This is a genomic window from Arsukibacterium sp. MJ3 (assembly GCF_000987765.1).
Taxonomy (GTDB): Bacteria; Pseudomonadota; Gammaproteobacteria; order Enterobacterales; family Alteromonadaceae; genus Alishewanella.
On the sequence record NZ_LAHP01000003.1, the window covers coordinates 103,478 to 121,554 of the forward strand.

At 46.2% G+C, this 18,077-nt stretch carries 17 protein-coding genes; 6 read left to right on the forward strand and 11 right to left on the reverse strand.

What is annotated here, in order from left to right:
• Positions 1–78: 78 nt before the first annotated feature.
• The 8 genes from VT06_RS03330 to pspA form a co-directional block, all read right to left on the reverse strand.
• Positions 79–420 (reverse strand): 4a-hydroxytetrahydrobiopterin dehydratase, encoded by a 342-nt coding sequence (locus VT06_RS03330; RefSeq protein ID WP_046552851.1) that lies wholly within the window; start codon positions 418–420, stop codon positions 79–81.
• An 8-nt stretch (positions 421–428) separates the two neighbouring features.
• Entirely contained in the window at positions 429–1,229 is an 801-nt protein-coding gene (phhA, locus tag VT06_RS03335) for a phenylalanine 4-monooxygenase (RefSeq protein WP_046552852.1), read from the reverse strand.
• 172 nt (positions 1,230–1,401) lie between these two features.
• Positions 1,402–2,595 (reverse strand): PLP-dependent aspartate aminotransferase family protein, encoded by a 1,194-nt coding sequence (locus VT06_RS03340; protein ID WP_046552853.1) that lies wholly within the window; start codon positions 2,593–2,595, stop codon positions 1,402–1,404.
• Between the two features lie 114 nt (positions 2,596–2,709).
• Positions 2,710–3,720 carry a TIGR01620 family protein gene (locus VT06_RS03345; protein ID WP_046552854.1) on the reverse strand — a complete coding sequence of 337 codons (1,011 nt, stop codon included), beginning with the start codon at positions 3,718–3,720 and terminating at the stop codon, positions 2,710–2,712.
• Positions 3,717–5,102, reverse strand: coding sequence for a YcjX family protein (locus VT06_RS03350; RefSeq protein WP_046552855.1), 1,386 nt, complete (start codon positions 5,100–5,102; stop codon positions 3,717–3,719). Before VT06_RS03350 ends, VT06_RS03345 begins: the two co-directional genes overlap by 4 nt.
• 9 nt (positions 5,103–5,111) lie before the next feature.
• Positions 5,112–5,528, reverse strand: a complete 417-nt coding sequence (gene pspC, locus VT06_RS03355) for an envelope stress response membrane protein PspC (RefSeq protein WP_046552856.1) — start codon at positions 5,526–5,528, stop codon at positions 5,112–5,114.
• Entirely contained in the window at positions 5,521–5,757 is a 237-nt protein-coding gene (gene pspB, locus VT06_RS03360; protein WP_046552857.1) for an envelope stress response membrane protein PspB, read from the reverse strand. Before pspB ends, pspC begins: the two co-directional genes overlap by 8 nt.
• Positions 5,758–5,780: 23 nt before the next feature.
• Complete coding sequence (gene pspA / locus VT06_RS03365) at positions 5,781–6,452, reverse strand: phage shock protein PspA (RefSeq protein WP_046552858.1); 672 nt, start codon at positions 6,450–6,452, stop codon at positions 5,781–5,783.
• A gap of 182 nt (positions 6,453–6,634) precedes the next feature.
• On the opposite strand from pspA, the gene pspF reads away from it, so the two are divergent.
• The 6 genes from pspF (at position 6,635) to VT06_RS03395 (ending at position 13,052) form a co-directional block, all read left to right on the forward strand.
• Entirely contained in the window at positions 6,635–7,729 is a 1,095-nt protein-coding gene (gene pspF / locus VT06_RS03370) for a phage shock protein operon transcriptional activator (RefSeq protein ID WP_046552859.1), read from the forward strand.
• 83 nt (positions 7,730–7,812) lie between these two features.
• Positions 7,813–9,384 carry an ABC transporter substrate-binding protein gene (locus VT06_RS03375; protein ID WP_046552973.1) on the forward strand — a complete coding sequence of 524 codons (1,572 nt, stop codon included), beginning with the start codon at positions 7,813–7,815 and terminating at the stop codon, positions 9,382–9,384.
• Positions 9,381–10,397 (forward strand): ABC transporter permease subunit, encoded by a 1,017-nt coding sequence (locus VT06_RS03380; RefSeq protein ID WP_046552860.1) that lies wholly within the window; start codon positions 9,381–9,383, stop codon positions 10,395–10,397. Before VT06_RS03375 ends, VT06_RS03380 begins: the two co-directional genes overlap by 4 nt.
• A 1-nt stretch (position 10,398) precedes the next feature.
• Entirely contained in the window at positions 10,399–11,292 is an 894-nt protein-coding gene (locus VT06_RS03385; protein ID WP_046552861.1) for an ABC transporter permease subunit, read from the forward strand.
• Positions 11,293–12,288: an oligopeptide/dipeptide ABC transporter ATP-binding protein gene (locus VT06_RS03390; RefSeq protein ID WP_046552862.1), complete on the forward strand. Its 996-nt coding sequence runs from the start codon at positions 11,293–11,295 to the stop codon at positions 12,286–12,288.
• The gene (locus tag VT06_RS03395; RefSeq protein WP_046552863.1) at positions 12,285–13,052 is read left to right on the forward strand and encodes an ATP-binding cassette domain-containing protein; all 768 of its coding nucleotides are present in this window, start codon (positions 12,285–12,287) and stop codon (positions 13,050–13,052) included. The genes VT06_RS03390 and VT06_RS03395 overlap by 4 nt, the downstream gene beginning before the upstream one ends.
• Before the next feature lie 82 nt (positions 13,053–13,134).
• Here VT06_RS03395 and VT06_RS03400 read toward each other — a convergent pair whose 3' ends face one another.
• The 3 genes from VT06_RS03400 to lon form a co-directional block, all read right to left on the reverse strand.
• On the reverse strand, positions 13,135–15,042 hold the full coding sequence (locus VT06_RS03400) for a SurA N-terminal domain-containing protein (protein ID WP_046552864.1): 1,908 nt from the start codon (positions 15,040–15,042) through the stop codon (positions 13,135–13,137).
• A gap of 140 nt (positions 15,043–15,182) precedes the next feature.
• Positions 15,183–15,455, reverse strand: a complete 273-nt coding sequence (gene hupB, locus VT06_RS03405) for a nucleoid-associated protein HU-beta (RefSeq protein WP_046552865.1) — start codon at positions 15,453–15,455, stop codon at positions 15,183–15,185.
• 208 nt (positions 15,456–15,663) lie between these two features.
• Positions 15,664–18,060 carry an endopeptidase La gene (lon, locus tag VT06_RS03410; RefSeq protein ID WP_046552866.1) on the reverse strand — a complete coding sequence of 799 codons (2,397 nt, stop codon included), beginning with the start codon at positions 18,058–18,060 and terminating at the stop codon, positions 15,664–15,666.
• Positions 18,061–18,077 lie beyond the last annotated feature (17 nt).

Genomic DNA, 18,077 nt, shown 5'->3' on the forward strand with positions numbered 1-18,077 from the left:
CGAAGGGGGTGTTATTGCGGTAGGTAGCGGCTTAACGACAACAGCGTACCTGTTGTAACTAAGCCGCGAAAACTCAGATTAACCAGCCAGTAACTGGTCGGTTTTAGCTGCGCAGATAAAATCGTTTTTATGCAAACCTTTAATCGAGTGCGACCACCAGGTCACCGTCAACTTACCCCATTCCAGCAACAACGCAGGATGATGTCCTTCATCCTCAGCCAGTTGCGCCACTTTATTGTGAAAGGCCCAGGCTTGCTTGAAGTTTTTAAACTTATATAACCGTTCTAATTGCAAAACACCATCGCGCGATACAGGGGTCCAATCCGGAATTTGCCGCATCAGTTGCGGTAACTCCGCATCGCTTACTTTGGGCGCATCAGCCTTGCAGGCTTCACATTTCATTGTTGATAATTCAGTCATTTTCAATCCTAACTTGCTTGTTTTTGTTTTGGAGCAAACCGTGGTTCATGTAAGCCCAGCGCTTTGGCCCGTTCAACTAATGCCATCATGTCCAGATGCGCGACATCGAATAAATCGTCAATATGATCAAGCATAAAATATACCGGCTGCATAATATCGATCCGATAAGGTGTGCGAAGCATATCAACCGCATCAAAAACTTTGCGTTCAGGGATGGCAGACTCCAGCGCATACAAGGTTTCGCCTGGTGAGGATAAAATACCACCACCGTAAATTCGTAAACCGTCTTTGGTATTTAATAAACCAAACTCTATAGTAAACCAATATAACCTGGCCAGAAACACCCGGTCTTGCTTACTGGCTGCCAGCCCAAGTTTACCGTACGTGTGAGTAAACTCGGCGAAAGCCGGATGAGTTAACATCGCGCAATGGCCAAAGATTTCATGAAAAATATCCGGTTCTTGCAGATAATCAAACTCTTCACGTGAACGAATAAAAGTGGCTACCGGAAACTTTTTGTTGGCTAGCAACAGAAAAAATTTATCAAAACTGATTAGCGCTGGCACCTCGGCACATTCCCAACCGGTGGTTGCACGCAACACTTTATTCACTTCTTCTAATTGTGGGATCCGATCAGTGGGCAACTGTAACTTTTCCAGCCCAGCCAAATACTCGTCACAGGCTTTACCTTTTACCACACTAAGCTGTCGGGTTATTAACTCATGCCAAATCTGATTGTCTTCATCTGTCCAGGCAATAATACCGTTAGCATCGGATTCTTTAGATAGGTACTGACTTGTCTTACTCATATACAACCTGTTGCGTAAAAATTAGCGGACTGTGCCCCCTTACTGGTAACCGGATACTAGAGGATCAGGCCGCAACTGGGTATCTAGTGGCATGTAAAAGCACTGTAAAGCTGCAGCCTTTGCTGTAAAGTTAAGATTACATAGCATGGTTTGACTGCAGCAGAGCACTCTATTAGCCATGTTTTTGCATTTTATCCAGCGCCTGCTCAAGGTCTGCAATAATGTCTGCAACATGCTCCAGCCCCACCGACACCCGGATTAAGCCATCGCTAATTCCAGCCATTTGCCGCTCTTCTGCCGTATAAGGGCTGTGCGTCATTGATGCCGGATGCTGAATAAGTGACTCGGCATCACCCAAACTGACGGCAAGACTTAGTAACTTACATTGATTAATAAAATAACGACTTTGTTCCAGGCTGGCATTCAGTTCAAAGGCCAGTACGCCACCGGCACCCTGCATTTGCTCGCCTAAAAAACGATACCCAGGATGCGATGGCAACCCCGGATAATATACTTCTTTTACCGCCGGATGAGCCTCTAAGAACTCGGCGACCTGCTGCGCATTTTGGCAATGGCGTTCCATCCTGACCGCCAGCGTTTTTAAACCCCGGATAATCAACCAGGCATCATGCGGGCTTATGGTTGCGCCCATATCTTTTAACGTCGTCATCTTTATCGTGGCAATTTTTTCGCTGTCAGCAACAATAATGCCGGCGACTACGTCACCATGGCCATTCAGATATTTAGTAGCGCTGTGGATCACGATATCGATACCGTACTTGGCTGGCTGCTGCAATAACGGTGTTAGAAAGGTATTATCGACCACTGAAATAAGCTGGTGTTGTTGACAAAAGCGGCCTAAAAAAGCCAAATCAAGCACCACCAGATTAGGATTAATCGGGGTTTCTGCAAACAACATTCGGGTATTGGGTTTTAACGCTGCAGCTACTGCCGTATGATCGGTCATATCAACAAAGCTTACCTCAATACCATAGCGGGCAAACATATGGTTGAACAGTGCAAAACTGCAGCCATAAATCGCTTTACTGGCAATAAGATGATCACCCTGCTGTAAAAATGCCATGGTAGATGCCGCCACAGCACCCATGCCGGTAGCGGTAGCCGCAGCGTCAGCCATGCCTTCTAACGCAGCGACTTTCAGCTCCAGCTCGCGGGTAGTCGGATTGCCCAACCGGGTGTATATATACCCTTCTTGCTCGCCAGCAAAACGGGCCGCACCTTGCTCAGCGTTATCAAACACAAAAGTAGACGTTTGATATAAAGGGGTAGCTAAGGTGCCATATTGGTTTTTTTCTTTGCCCGCGTGAATACACAAGGTATACGGATGAACGTTTTTAGTCTGCATTTTAATACGACGTAGGGTAGTTTATAGACACTACAGGTTTAACAGATCTGAAAATTTTTGGAAGCATGCCAGACATCTTGCAGTCTGGCAGTCGCTACTTTTCTATATTAGCAGTTACTCTTTGCTGGCAGCATTTTTCCCACGCAAGCGCTGCAGTAAATTTTGACTAAGTTTAGCAATATTCACCCGCTGTTTTTCGGTCAACGGTAAAGGCCGTAATTGTTGCATTGCCATATTACCCAGCCGGGCAACCAGCAAGCCGGCAATAACCCCCTGCCCGGCCCTCGCTGACAATTTAGCAGTAAGTTCGCTACTCATCACATCAGCGGCCATATCCAGTGCCAGCTCGCTGCCTCCGGCCCATAATATTGCCGCCAGCGCCCGTTTTAACATCACTAAGCTGCGTAATTGGCCGACCGGCGCACCATAAAGCGCCGCCAACTGACGTAACATACGGCTACTGCGCCACACCACCATAAGCATATCTGCTAACGCAAACGGGATCACGGCCACGGCCAAACTGGTATCAGAACCCGCACGCAATACTATCGATTTGGCTTGGCTATCTAATGGTGCCAGTACTAGTTTCTCCAACAATTGCAGCTTTTCAAGATCACTGTGCTGAACTTGCGCTGCACTTTGCCAAAGTGCGGCGTTATGCTGCTGCGCCGGGTTTCGCGGTAATTGACTGATAATCTCCAGACATAACGCGTCGGCTTCACCATACTGTACGCTCTGGGCAATACGCTCGGCACTACGTTGCCAGTGAGTGTTTTGTTTTAAGCGTTGCCATAGCCGCCACTCCCGCCATAACAACCAGCCAAAAACACTCAACAGGCTGATACTGGCCACGCTAAATAACGCGCCCTGAAACGGGTTTTGTTGCCAGCTGAGTAGTATTGAATCAAGCCACTGCCAGCCAACTAGAACTGCTAGGCTTAGCAACGACAGCCAAATTAACTTGCTCAACAGCTTGGGTTTAGTGTCAGTTGGCACGGTGTCTGTTACCGGTTCACTTTGCCAGTTTGCTGGTGCAAACTCAGCACGATTTTTCAGAGCCACTTCCGTTTCCGGTTGGTTACCCTCAGGCAAATCGAATACCTGAGCAGGTTTTAATGCTGTCATATCAGTTTATCTCCCAGCAGAAACTGCAAAGTATGGTCCATCCTGATATGCGGTAAGTTAGCTTGCATGGCTAACGGTAGCGGCTGCAACGATGGAAAACTAAACTGATGCTTCGAAAATACGGCAGCATCAGGTACCGTTGCCGGCACATCACCGGGAAACAAGTTGATTTTTTTCCCGTTAGCACTATCAATACCGGTTATGCATGGTTGCTTTTGCCCCTGCAATTCAACATATCCAGCGTGACTGGCACGTAACGCTGCAATAGCCATAGCCTCTACTTTTGCCAGCTGATACGTTGTTTGCTTCAGTGGTTGGCGCAGCAAGCTTTGCAATAGCAAGGTTAATGCCTGATGTTGTTCCGGGGTAACATGATCAGCCTTACTGGCCGCAAACAATACTTTACTGATTTTTGGCTTAAACAAGCGCCGCAACATACTAGATGGGCCATAGTGAAAACTTTTCATTATTAATTGTAACGCCTGGCTAAGCTCGGCAGTGGCAGCAGCACCGGCATTTAATGCACTTAAGCAATCTACCAATACTACCTGGCGGTCTAACTGAGAAAAATGTTGTTTATAAAACGGCTTTACCACGTAATCACGATAGCTTTGATAATGGTTAGCAAGCTTTTTACCAAGTGCACTGTTCTGGGACAGCTGCTCGGGTAATAGCGGTAACAACTGCAACATGGGTGCACCGGCCAGCTCACCTGGCACCAATAACCGCCCGGGTTGGTTTAAAAAAGTGCCTGCAGTGGCACTAAATTGCAGCAGTAAGTTTTTATAAGCTTCGGTTAACGATTGCAGCTGCTGTTCGCTGGTATCGGTTAAATCAGTGGCTGCCAATACGCTGCTAAATGCAGCGGCTAATGCCTGTCGATGCGGTTTGGCGAATAATTGCCAGCTAAACTCACACCACTGCTGATAATCCAATTGCAACAGTGGTAAATCCAGCAACCATTCGCCCGGATAATCAACAATATCCAGTTCTAACTCACTATGCGACTGCAGGTGCGACCTTAACCCCTGCCCGGCTTTATAACGCAGCGCCAGGCTAAGCTGGCTCCAGCCGGTGGTAGAGGGAGGCCACTGCGGTGTGGCCTGCTGTAAAAAACTGAGATTATGTTCATAAGGAAAACGCGGTATCGTTAAAGCCTGCTCTGCCGCCAACTGCCCACCCAAATAGCGCCCTTGTTGCACTACGGCAAAAAAAGGCAAATTCTGTGGGCTATCGCCCTGTGTTAGCTGATGCACCAGCGAGGTAATAAAGGCGGTTTTCCCGGCACCACTTAACCCCGTAACGCCCAGGCGGACATGTCTGTCCAGGGCGCGATGACGAAACTGACGACTTTGGTGTTGTAGCTGATCAAGCCAGGTCATAATTCTCCGTTATAAGTTATTAAGTTCCCGGTTTAATTGAAAGCGGCTTGACGTAACATGACGTTCCATATCCTGCAGCCGCAGCTCCAGCCCTTGGTACTGATTAACCAGATGTTGCAGCGCCTGCGTAGGTGCCTCACCACGTTGCCACATGCGCGTTTTAACTTCAACCGCCTTCTCCGTCGCCGGGCTTAAGTTAGCCGTGCTGTTGGTTTTGAAAGCGGCTTTTGACTTTTTTTCTAACACCACCCAAGCCGCAATATACAACACCATAATTAAGCCGCCCGCGCCAAGAAAAAAGGCTGACACGGTTACAATTCTTACCAGCCATAATTCCCAGCCAAAGTAGTCAGCAATTCCGGCACAAACTCCCGCCAGCTTACCGTTAGTATCATCACGCAATAACTCGCGTTTTGGCTTAATCATGTTGGCTTCTCCAATTCCGACTTTCTGCATCTAATATAGCTTCCAGTGTTTTAACACGTTCTGCCATTTTTTCTGCTCGGTGCGCCAAATCATTTAACTGAACCAGTTCCTGACTCGACAAACCTTGTCCCATTTTATTTTTGCTTCGATAGTGCATTATGACCCAAATAGGCGCCACAAAAATCGTAAACAGAATAAACGGGATACCAATGACTTCTGAAAAATCCATGTCAACTCCTAAACGTCTGACATTCAGACGTTTTTATCTTTTTGATTAACTTTAGCTTTTAATGCTGCCAGCTCATTATCAATTTTATCCTGCGCTGCTAGTTCTGCAAATTCGTCTTTCAGGGTTTTTTTGCCTAAATCATAAGACTCAACCTGCGCTTCCAGCGAATCAATTTTTTGCTCGTAGCGTTCAAACTTATACATTGCATCGTTGATCCGGTTACTATCAAGTGATTTTTTCACTTCTAACCGGTTTTCAACAGTGGTACGGCGCATTAGCATCGATTTCTGCCGCGCTTTAGCATCCGCTAATTTTTCCTGTAGTTGCGACACTTCATCCTGTAATTTGTTGATATGCTCATCAAGCACGGACATATCGCGCACTGAATTGTTAGCCTGCTCTGCCGCCTTTTGTTTTTCGATAAGAGCAGCACGAGCCAAATCGTCACGCTCTTTACTTAGCGCTAGCTCTGCTTTGGTCTGCCAATCGTCAGCTTCGGCTTGTAACCGGTTAACCACCCGCTGCAACTCTTTTTTCTCAGCAATGGTTTTCGCTGATGACGAACGAACTTCAACCAGCGTATCTTCCATTTCCTGAATAATCAGCCGCACCATTTTTTCTGGATCTTCAGCTTTATCCAGCAACGAATTGATGTTTGAGTTCACAATATCTGAAAAACGTGAAAAAATACCCATTGTAGTTACCTCTGTCTGTTAATGTTATTACACTATTGTTTATTCAGGATCCTTGCCAACTTTTTAATTACCCATAACCCGCTAATATTAAATAACTTTAATTATTTCCGTTAAAAGCTTTAGCTCTTTCCGTTTATGAAATACACTACTTATTAGCCAAATTAACTATTTAATAGCTGCCCATGAATAGAAAATACCAACAAGATAACCTGATTGGTCAAGCCAATAGTTTTTTAAATGTGCTGGACCAAGTATCACAACTGGCACCGCTGGATAAACCGGTACTGATAATTGGTGAACGGGGCACTGGTAAAGAGCTTATTGCGGCCCGCCTACACTTTTTATCGCAACGCTGGGATCAGCAGTATCTTACCCTCAACTGCGCCGCACTAAACGAAAACCTACTGGAAAGTGAATTGTTTGGTCATGAGGCTGGCGCGTTTACCGGCGCCAGTAAACGGCATGAAGGCCGCTTTGAACGCGCTAATGGCGGCACTCTGTTTCTGGATGAGCTGGCTAATACCCCCGCTTTAGTTCAAGAAAAATTATTGAGAGTAATTGAATACGGTGAGTTTGAACGGGTAGGCGGCAGCCGACCGGTGCGGGTAGATGTCAGATTAGTTTGTGCTACCAATGAGGATTTACCCAGCATGGCCGACAACGGTGAGTTTCGGGCTGACTTGCTGGACAGGCTGGCATTTGATGTTATTACGTTGCCACCGATGCGTGAGCGTCGTGAGGATATTCTTATTCTGGCAGAACACTTTGCCATTAATATGGCCCGTGAACTGGGCTTTGAACTGTTTAGTGGCTTTAGTGAAAAAGCTAAAAACACCCTGCTCGATTACCATTGGCCCGGTAATGTTAGGGAGCTAAAAAACGTGGTAGAACGCAGTGTTTATCGAACCAATAACCCTTATGTTCCTGTGCATCATATTCAGCTAAACCCTTTTGAGTCGGCTTTTCGCCCTACTCAGCGCATTAAAACACGGCCACAAGCTATAGTTAAACTCCCAGAACCGCTAGCATCAGCGACCAATACGGTTAATAATATGCAGGGCGCGGTACCCTCTTTAACGGTAAACGAGTCCATAAATTTTACTGATGGTGTTGATTTTAAAACCTTGTCACAGGATTTTGAAATAAAATTGATTAAAGATGCCCTTAGCGCCAGCCAGTTCAACCAGAAAAAAACCGCAGACTTACTAAACCTGACCTATCATCAATTACGTGGCTATATGAAAAAGTACCAGTTGTTGGAAAGTCAGCAGGGATGAATTTGTCGAATTATTGTAGTACCCATACTATTTATTGTTGTGCTTATACAAAATACGCCGCAGCGCTTCTTGTTGCTTGGCTGATGTTAAGCGGTTGTCAGCCACAAATGCCACAAACGGCCCGCAGTGGCTTAGTGTATTGCTCTGAAGGTTCACCAGAGAGCTTTAATCCACAATTAGTGACCTCTGGTACCACTATCGACATTATTAGCCAGCAACTATACGACAGGTTAGTCGACATCGACCCAGACAATGGTGATATCGTTGCCGGCTTAGCCACCTCCTGGCACGTCAGTGCAGACGGCACCCGTTATCAGTTTAACTTACGCGACAATGTCAGTTTTCACAGCACGCGATACTTTAGTCCCAGCCGCAAATTCAATGCTAACGATGTGCAGTTTACTTTTAACAGAATTACTGACTTAAACCACCCTTTTCACTTCGAAGCGGGCGGAATATATCCCTATTTTCAAAGTGTAGACTGGGCAAACCTGGTGAAAAAGGTAGAAGCCATAGACGATTATACCGTTACTTTTGAATTGCAACGACCGGACAGCTCGTTTTTATCTAATCTGGCTACCGATTTTGCGGCTATTTTATCGGCAGAGTATGGCCAGCAACTTTTGGCCGCAAAACAACCCGGCCAAATTGACCGACTGCCAGTGGGTACCGGCCCATTTCGCTTTCGCGAATACCAAAAAGATATTTTGGTCCGGTTCTATAGGCATAACGATTATTGGCGTGGTAACACCCAGCCAGAGCAGTTGGTATTTGATATTGTCCCGAATAACGCCAGACGAATGGCCAAGCTGTTTACTCATGAATGCGATATCGTTGCTTACCCGCGGGTGGCCGAACTAGAGCTGATAGCCAAACGGGAAGACGTCACCGTGCAGGAAAGCACCAGCATGAATGTCGGTTTCTGGGCCTTTAACACTCAGAAACCACCTTTTGATCAATTAGAAGTCCGCCAGGCACTGGGCATGGCGATTAATCGTGCCGCCATCATGCAAGCTGTTTATTATGGTAAGGCTACCCCGGCTTACGGTATTTTACCGCCAACATCCTGGGCCTATAATGCCGGGCTGCCTGCCCCGATGTATTCGCCGGCCAAAGCACGAGCATTATTAACTAAAGCTGGCTATCCGAATGGCTTCACCATGAATATTTGGGCAATGCCCGTGCAACGATTGTACAACCCGAACGCGTTAAAAATGGCCGAGTTAATGCAGGCTGATTTAGCGCAAATTGGTATTAAAGCCAATATCATTTCCTATGAATGGAATAGTTTTCGCCAAAAGCTAGGGAATTATGAACATGACTCAGTATTAATTGGCTGGGCTGCCGATAATGCTGATCCTGATAACTTTTTCAGACCGCTGCTTAGTTGCGCCGCCAGAGACAGTGGCAGCAATCGGGCAAACTGGTGTGATCCAATGTTTGATGACATTATTGGGCAAGCATTGTTAACCGCCGATCAACAACAACGACGGGCATTATATTTGACGGCACAACAGTATTTGCATCAACAGCAACCGTTAGTGGCCATTGCTCATTCGCAACGCTTTCAGGCGATTAGTAGTAGCGTTAGTGGGGTAAGTATAAATCCTTATGGTGGCATATCCCTGCAACATGCTAAAAGAGTGTCGCCATGAGCCGTTATTTATTACGTCGTTTATATCTCATGGCATTTGTCTTTCTGGCGTTAAGTTTGTTTGCCTTTAGTCTGGGCTACTTATTTCCGGGAGATGTCATTCAAAACTTAAGTGGTTTGCGGCAAATTGACGATGAGCAGCGCCAGCAACTGATTAATTATTACCAGCTAGACCAGAACTATCTGCAACAATATCTGGCATTTCTTAGCCGGATAGCTCAAGGAAACTGGGGCTTATCATTTGCCAGCCAGCAGCCGCTGTTACAAGAAATAAAACTGTTGTTACCCGCCACTCTGGAACTGACAGCCTATGCATTATTGTTGTCATTTATTTTGGGTATACCGTTAGGGATAGTGGCTGCCTTTAAGCCGCATAGTCTTATTGGTAAATCAATATCTGCGCTGGCAATAGCAGGCTATTCATTACCAATATTTTGGTGGGGGTTATTGCTCATTATGTTATTTTCACTAGCGCTCGGCTGGTTGCCTTCAGCCGGACGGCTGGGGGTGCTGTATGAAATTCCGCACAGTAGTGGTTTTATGTTAGTAGACATTTTGCAAGCTGATGTGAAGTACCGCTCTGAAGCGTTTCATAATGCATTACGACACCTGTTATTACCAACTATTGTGTTGGCAACATTCCCAACCACGGTAATGATTCGTTTCGTTCGCGATGCGATGCTAAATGTTTGGGAACAAAATTATATTAAAACAGCACAGGCTAAAGGCTTAAGTAGGGGCCAGGTGTTATATCGCCACGGCCTTCGGAATGCTTTACTGCCGGTTATTCGACAAATTGGTTTACAATTTAGCACTTTAATCACCTTGGCTATGCTAACCGAGGTAATTTTTTCCTGGCCAGGCATTGGCCGTTGGCTTATCGATAGTATTTATCAACGCAATTACCCGGCTATTCAAGCGGGTTTGCTGGTTATCTCTACCATGGTGATCACGATAAACATGCTGACTGAAATTTTGCATGCGCTGTTTAATCCGCTGGCAAGACGAGGCTAGCATGAGCAAATTCCGTTTATATCTGGAAGAAAATAACCGCTCACCGGTTAAACAATTATGGCGCGAGTTTAAACGTCAGCACTCGGCGATGACTGGCTTGGTATTATTTATCAGCTTTTTTGTTATCAGCCTGCTGGCGCCCTTTATTACACCGCACGATCCTTATTTACAGGTAGATGAATTATTACTACTGCCACCATCCTGGAGTGCTGCAGGCTTGGTGCAATATCCATTTGGTACCGATGATTTGGGCCGGGATTTGTTATCGAGGATGATCAAAGGCACCAGCTATACTTTTGGCTTTGCTCTTATCACGGTCACCGGCGCATTACTGATGGGTTTACTGCTTGGCGCATTAGCAGGCATGAGCAAAGGCGTTAAGTCCAGTGTCTTTAATCATGTACTGGATTTAGCACTGACTATTCCGTCATTGTTACTGGCTATTATTATCGTCGCAATTACCGGCCCAGGCTTAATGAACACCACCTGGGCCATTATGTTGGCACTATTACCACAATTTGTGCATGGCATTCGCAATGCTATTGATGAAGAGTTAAAACAAGATTATGTCATCGCTTACCGGCTGGACGGCGCTAATGACTGGGATGTTTTTAGCCGGCTAATTTTACCTAATATTTGGGAGAAGCTAACCATTATGGTGACAATGGGTATTTCTACCGCCATTTTGGACATTGCGGCTTTAGGTTTTCTTGGTTTTGGTGCTCAGGCGCCACTATCAGAATGGGGTGCAATGATTAGTGATTCACTTGACCTGATCTATCTGGCACCAAGCAGTGTCGCCATCCCGGGTTTACTTATTTTCAGCGCGGTATTATCTGTTAATCTGGTTGGTGATGGCCTGAAAACCGCAATTTTGAAAAGGCGGCAAAGCTGAATGTTATTGCTGGATATTAAAAACTTAACCATAGAGCTGGAAACCGCCGATGGGCTGATCCGAGCCGTTGACAAGGTGAGCCTCAGCTTACGCGAAGGTGAAACCCGTGGTCTGGTGGGCGAATCAGGCTCAGGAAAAAGCCTTATTGCTAAAGCAATAGTCGGCGTACTCAATAGCCGCTGGCGGGTTACCGCCGACCGTTTTCATTGGCTAGGCCAGGATTTACTCCGATTAAGCCCGGAGCAGCGGCGGAAAATTATCGGCCGCGATATAGCGATGATTTATCAAGAACCTAGCCGCAGCCTCGATCCTACGGCAATTATTCGAGAACAATTGGAAGAAGCGATCCCAGATAATTTACTTAGTGGCCCCTGGTGGCGCCGCAGCGCTAATCGACAAAAAAAAGCCATTGGTTTGTTACATAAAGTAGGCGTGCGAGAGCATCAACGGGTAATGCAAAGCTACCCCTACCAGTTATCTGAAGGGATCTGTCAGAAAGTGATGATTGCTATGGCCATTGCAAAGAATCCAAAACTACTGATTGCCGACGAGCCAACTACGGCTCTGGAAAGCACCACTCAAGCACAATTATTTCGTTTGCTCGCCAGCTTTAATCAATTAAAAGGTATGGCCGTGCTACTGATTAGCCACGAGCTAGAGAGTGTTGCCCGCTACACCCAAAAACTCAGTGTATTGTATTGTGGTCAGTTAGTTGAAGCCGGTGAAACCAGTCAACTGCTGCAAGCCCCGTTGCATCCTTATACCGATGCCTTAATTAAAAGCGTACCGGAGTTCCAGCCAGATCTGGCTGCCAAAACACCCCTGTATGCCCTACCTGGCAGTATTCCGACCTTACAACATGTGCCGATTGGGTGTCGTCTTGGACCACGCTGCCCAAATGCCCGCAAAGAGTGTGTTAAAACGCCAGCATTAGAGCGGCAGCAAAACCATTATTTTAGTTGCCATTTCCCACTCACCACTAAGGGCCGAAGATGACCGATTTATTGGAAGTGCAGGCGCTTGGGAAGGTATACAGTAAACAGCGTGGTTGGTTTGGCCGGCAGCAGGTAACTGCACTGGACAATGTTAGTTTCAGCTTGGCTGAAGGTAAAACGTTAGCGGTAGTCGGCGAAACCGGTTCAGGTAAAAGTACCTTGGCCAAACTGTTGGTGGGTATTGAAAAACCGGATAGTGGCCAGATTTTACTCGCCGGAAAACCGGTACAGATAAGTCATTATAAGAAGTATAACCATTTTATTCGCTTTATTTTTCAGGATGCCGGTCGTTCTCTTAATCCGTCACAAAAAGTCGGCCAAATGCTGGAAGATGTGCTGTGTTTCAGTACAATACTTGATCAACAACAGCGGCGCTATAAAATCGGTCAAACCTTAAAGTTATTGGGTTTACTGGATGAACATGCTGAACACTACCCGCACATGTTTTCTGGCGGTCAGTTGCAACGTGTCGCACTGGCCCGGGCGCTTATTCTTGATCCAAAACTGCTGATCCTGGATGAAGCATTAACTGCACTGGACCCCACCTTACGCGCACAAATTGTCAATTTATTGCTAGAACTACAACAAAAATCCGGGTTGGCGTATTTACTAATCAGTAATCAGTTAAGGCTGGTGCGGCATATTAGCGACAGTATATTAGTATTACATCAAGGGCAAGCCGTCGACTATGGTACAACTGCCGCAGTTTTTTCGGCGCCAACTCATGATTACACCAGAAAGCTGATTAACAGCTCTACTAGCTAAACCCGGGTAGTCGCCATAAAAAAACCGTGCCATTAAACACGGTCTTTAACTAACCTCAGCAAATTATCGACGATAATAAAACTTAGTTTTGCTCAAGCTCAGCAGAGCGCAGTTTACGACTGATTTTAGCATTGGCTTTTAAGGCCGCAACCAATGCCAGGTAACTTTGTTCAGCCTGACGTTGTGCCATACCATCAAGCTCTTGCTCGCTGGGAATAACCGTAACTGCACTATCCTGCACTGCAGTTACGGCGACTATCGCAACATCACCATTAGCTAACGTTACCGAATCAATACTAGGCTTACCTGACACTGGCCGTGCAAGCTTAAACGCTTTAGCACGAACTTCCGTGTCAATGCTGCCGCCAAAGCGCGGAGTAGCCGGAGCAGACTGCAGTACAGCATCAACTTGTGCTGCCAAACTTACCATATCCTGCTGTTCAATGGCCAACAGTGTTACCACTTGCTCTTGCGCAAAGCGGATTTGTTCTTCAATTTGTAAAGCAGACGTAATTTGTTCAGTTACTTCTGCCAGCGGCAAGGTTCTGGCTGGCTGATGGTCTTTAACCCGCACCACGACCAAACGCTGCTCACCAATCTCAATCGGATCACTGTTTAAACCATCATTAATAAAGCTTTGCTCAAACAGTTTATTTATCACCGCAGGATGACTAAGCGGTTCCGCTGCCTCAGCTTGGCTAAACAGTGAGGTAGAGCGCACTCGCTCTCCTAACACAGCGGCCGTTTCGTCCAGGTTATCCGGCACTTCGAATGCCACTTCAGCCATACGGGTCTGTAATTGATAGAACTGCTCAGTAGCCTGCTCTTGCTGTAAGCGCTCGGCAATATCATCACGCACCTGAGCCAGTGGCTGTTGCTGGCCTGGCTCTAGCGTGATGAGTTTAATAATATGATAACCATACTGGCTTTGTACCACATCACTTAACTGGCCTGGCGTAGTCAAGGCAAAGGCTGCAGTTTCGAAATTCGGATCCATTTGCCCTGGCGCTAAACTGTCAAGCACACCGCCATTTTCAGCTGAAAACGTATCGGCCGATCGCTGCTTGGCTAATTCAGAAAAATCAGCGCCTTGCTGTAATTCGTTTAGTAAGGCTGCAGCGGCTGCAGCGACCTCTGTATCAGCACCCTCAGCTTCCAGCATAATATGTGCAACCTTACGCTGCTCTGCCGTGCTGTAACGCGCTTGGTTGGCATCGTAGTAAGCCTGAATTTGCTGCTCAGTAACGTCAATATCAGTAGCTAAGTTTGCAGCAGACAGTTCAACGTAGTCAGCGGCTACCTTGGGCTTAGTCTCAAAACGCTGAATTTGCATCTGATAATAATCTTGGATCATCTGCTCGCTAATCGTCACCTGCGCCGCAAAACTTTCTGCTTTTACAACAAAATAACTAATGTCGCGGCTTTGCTGCTCCAATTGGCGTATTTGCTGAACTTCTGAAGGCAGCGAAAACTCACTGGCAAATACACCTGCGCGGAATTGACTAGCAGCCATATCTTGCCGTACTAATTCCCGAAAATCGGTGCTTTGATAGCCCATCTGCCGTAACAGTGCAATATAGCGGTCGTTATTAAAACTACCGTCTACCTGAAATTCACCCAGTGCTCTGATAGTATCGCGCACCTGATCATCACCCACCCGTATCCCCAACTTGCTAACAAACTGCTGTTGCAGGGTATCGTCGATCAGTCGCTCAAGCACTTCAGCCCGAAACCGGCGGTTATAAGCAGGATCGGCTGCGATGGTCTCGTACATTTCACCAAATTGTTGTTGCATCCGGGCGCGATCACGCTGCAATGCTTGTTCAAATTGCGTTTGATTAATCTCTTCGCCATTAACCACGGCGACAGCAACATCAGTGGGTGAACTTAAATAACTGCCTACGCCTGCCAATGCAAAGGTAAGAATAACCAAACCTAAAATAGTTTTGGCAACGACACCCTGGGAGCCTTCTCTGATTCTCTCTAACATCTTCGCGACATCTCTATTTTCAACTTAGTGGTAAGTTGTCTTAAAAAAAAAGCGCATCTTAACAGATGCGCCTTTTTTAATGAAGCCCGGTAACTAACCCAGACTTTACAGGCTGCTCCGGCGGCCGGAGCAAACACCAGTTAATTTACGGCGTCTTTTAACGCTTTACCTGGCTTAAAAGAAGGAATTTTCGCAGAAGCGATTTGAATAGTAGCGCCAGTTTGTGGGTTACGGCCTGCACGGGCAGCACGCTCACGTACACTGTAAGTACCAAAACCAACTAAAGCTACGGAGTCGCCTTCTTTAAGAGCGTCAGTAACAGCATCAATGAACGCGTCTAATGCACGACCAGCTGCCGCTTTTGATATATCTGCATTAGCAGCAATTTTGTCGATAAGTTGAGACTTGTTCACAATATCATCCCCTTCAATTGTTATTATTTTCTACAACACGCAGTTATTAGCTTTTATAGCCCGCGCTTCGTTATAACAAGCATCTTGTTGTCTTGCAAGCGGAAGACGCATTCAAACTAAAATTTAGGTTTTAACCGCAGCCCTTGTTATACAAGGGCTGGGTCGAAACTGACCATAACTTAGCACAGCCAACAGGAATGAAAAGCCCCTAAGCAAGATTTTTTATGATTTTTTTGCTTTTTGCTGAATTTTTTGCCGTATTTACGACACTAACGCGCTCTATAGGCTCCTGTAATGCATATTCAAGCACATCTTCAATCCATTTTACCGGCTTAATATCGATGTCGCCTTTGACATTATCCGGAATTTCTTTCAGGTCCCGAATATTATCATGTGGTATCAACACGCGCTTTATGCCACCACGGTGCGCGGCAAGCAGCTTCTCTTTTAAGCCGCCAATCGGTAACACTTCACCACGTAGAGTGATTTCTCCTGTCATTGCCACATCAGCCCGTACCGGGTTACCCGTTAAGCTGGAAACCAAAGCAGTAACCATAGCAATACCGGCACTCGGCCCGTCTTTTGGTGTTGCTCCTTCTGGCACATGCACATGAATATCACGCTTTTCGTAAAAATCTTCATTAATACGCAGTATTTCAGCACGGCTACGAACAACCGTCATCGCTGCCTGAATTGACTCTTTCATGACATCACCAAGCGAACCGGTAAAGGTTAATTTACCTTTGCCGATAACCGAAGCAGCTTCGATGGTTAACAAATCACCGCCTACCTCTGTCCAGGCCAATCCTGTAACCTGACCAATCCGGTTGCTGTCTTCCGCTTTACCGTAATCAAAACGCTGTACGCCAAGGAAATCTTCAAGATTTTCAGCGTTAATAATCACCTTCGTAATCTCGGTGTTCAACAATATTTGTTTTACCGCCTTGCGACACAATTTAGACACTTCCCGCTCTAAACTACGCACCCCGGCTTCGCGGGTGTAATAGCGAATAATACCAATAATAGCGCTATCTTCAATCTTAAGTTCATGAGGCTTTAAGCCATTGCGGCTAATTTGTTTGGCAATTAAATGCTGTTTCGCAATATTTAACTTTTCATCTTCGGTATAGCCTGACAATCGAATAACTTCCATCCGGTCTAGCAAAGCAGCCGGAATATTCAGGCTATTTGATGTTGCAAAAAACATTACGTCCGATAAATCGTAATCTACTTCCAAATAATGATCGCTGAAGGTACTATTTTGCTCAGGATCAAGCACCTCGAGTAATGCTGCCGCAGGATCACCGCGGAAATCTGACGCCATCTTGTCAATTTCATCGAGTAAAAATAACGGGTTACGTACCCCTACTTTTGCCATCTTCTGAATAATTTTACCTGGCATTGAACCAATATAAGTTCGCCGATGACCACGGATTTCCGCTTCATCGCGCACGCCGCCCAGCGCCATCCGGACATATTTACGGCCAGTCGCCTTGGCTACTGACTGGCCTAGCGAGGTTTTACCGACGCCTGGTGGCCCTACCAGACACAAAATAGGACCTTTTAGCTTATTAACCCGTTGTTGCACCGCTAAATATTCAATGATGCGCTCTTTTACTTTTTCCAGACCATAGTGATCAGAATTCAGAATTTGCTCGGCCACCGCCAAGTTTTTCTTTACCTTACTGCGCGATTTCCAGGGTACAGAAGCCAACCACTCAATATAACTGCGCACCACGGTAGCTTCGGCTGACATAGGTGACATCATTTTCAGCTTTTGCAACTCGGCTTTGGCTTTATTAGCCGCCTCAAGTGGCATTTTTGCTTGTTCAATTTTATTGGCCAACGCTTCAAATTCATCCGGCGCATCGTCCAGATCACCTAACTCGCGCTGAATCGCTTTCATCTGTTCATTCAGATAATACTCGCGTTGGCTTTTTTCCATTTGTTTCTTAACCCGGCTACGAATGCGACGCTCGACCTGTAATATGTCAATTTCGCTTTCCATCATCGCCATCAGGTATTCCAGACGCTCGGTAACATCGACCAGTTCCAGCACTTTCTGCTTATCTTCAACCTTAAGCGGCATGTGCGCGGCCATGGTATCCGCTAATCGGGCAGCGTCGTCTATACCACTAAGGGCAGTAAGCACTTCCGGTGGTATCTTTTTATTTAGCTTAATGTAGCCTTCAAACTGGTTGATAGCAGAACGAAGAAAAACTTCCTGCTCACTGCTATCAATATCAATTGATGGGATCAAGTCGATATGCGCGGCGAAGGCATGTTCCGTCTCGGTAAATTCAACTAAACGGGCACGCTTCGCCCCTTCTACCAACACTTTAACCGTACCATCAGGCAGTTTTAATAACTGCAAAATAGTCGCGACGGTACCAATTTTGTACAAATCATCAGCAGTGGGGTCGTCTAAAGTGGCATCTTTTTGCGCAACCAGAAAAATTTGCTTATCGTTATCCATAGCGGCATCTAAACACTTAATAGACTTAGCCCGGCCGACAAACAATGGGATAACCATGTGGGGGTAAACGACGACGTCACGCAACGCCAACACCGGCATATGCAAACGTTCAGTTTGTTCTACTGTCATTGATTTTCTCTCGAATT

Bases quoted from the DNA above. Each gene is read 5' to 3' on its own strand.
- VT06_RS03330 (WP_046552851.1), bottom strand. From the start codon at position 420: ATGACTGAATTATCAACAATGAAATGTGAAGCCTGCAAGGCTGATGCG.
- phhA (WP_046552852.1), bottom strand. From the start codon at position 1,229: ATGAGTAAGACAAGTCAGTACCTATCTAAAGAATCCGATGCTAACGGT.
- VT06_RS03340 (WP_046552853.1), bottom strand. From the start codon at position 2,595: ATGCAGACTAAAAACGTTCATCCGTATACCTTGTGTATTCACGCGGGC.
- VT06_RS03345 (WP_046552854.1), bottom strand. From the start codon at position 3,720: ATGACAGCATTAAAACCTGCTCAGGTATTCGATTTGCCTGAGGGTAAC.
- VT06_RS03350 (WP_046552855.1), bottom strand. From the start codon at position 5,102: ATGACCTGGCTTGATCAGCTACAACACCAAAGTCGTCAGTTTCGTCAT.
- pspC (WP_046552856.1), bottom strand. From the start codon at position 5,528: ATGATTAAGCCAAAACGCGAGTTATTGCGTGATGATACTAACGGTAAG.
- pspB (WP_046552857.1), bottom strand. From the start codon at position 5,757: ATGGATTTTTCAGAAGTCATTGGTATCCCGTTTATTCTGTTTACGATT.
- pspA (WP_046552858.1), bottom strand. From the start codon at position 6,452: ATGGGTATTTTTTCACGTTTTTCAGATATTGTGAACTCAAACATCAAT.
- pspF (WP_046552859.1), top strand. From the start codon at position 6,635: ATGAATAGAAAATACCAACAAGATAACCTGATTGGTCAAGCCAATAGT.
- VT06_RS03375 (WP_046552973.1), top strand. From the start codon at position 7,813: ATGTTAAGCGGTTGTCAGCCACAAATGCCACAAACGGCCCGCAGTGGC.
- VT06_RS03380 (WP_046552860.1), top strand. From the start codon at position 9,381: ATGAGCCGTTATTTATTACGTCGTTTATATCTCATGGCATTTGTCTTT.
- VT06_RS03385 (WP_046552861.1), top strand. From the start codon at position 10,399: ATGAGCAAATTCCGTTTATATCTGGAAGAAAATAACCGCTCACCGGTT.
- VT06_RS03390 (WP_046552862.1), top strand. From the start codon at position 11,293: ATGTTATTGCTGGATATTAAAAACTTAACCATAGAGCTGGAAACCGCC.
- VT06_RS03395 (WP_046552863.1), top strand. From the start codon at position 12,285: ATGACCGATTTATTGGAAGTGCAGGCGCTTGGGAAGGTATACAGTAAA.
- VT06_RS03400 (WP_046552864.1), bottom strand. From the start codon at position 15,042: ATGTTAGAGAGAATCAGAGAAGGCTCCCAGGGTGTCGTTGCCAAAACT.
- lon (WP_046552866.1), bottom strand. From the start codon at position 18,060: ATGACAGTAGAACAAACTGAACGTTTGCATATGCCGGTGTTGGCGTTG.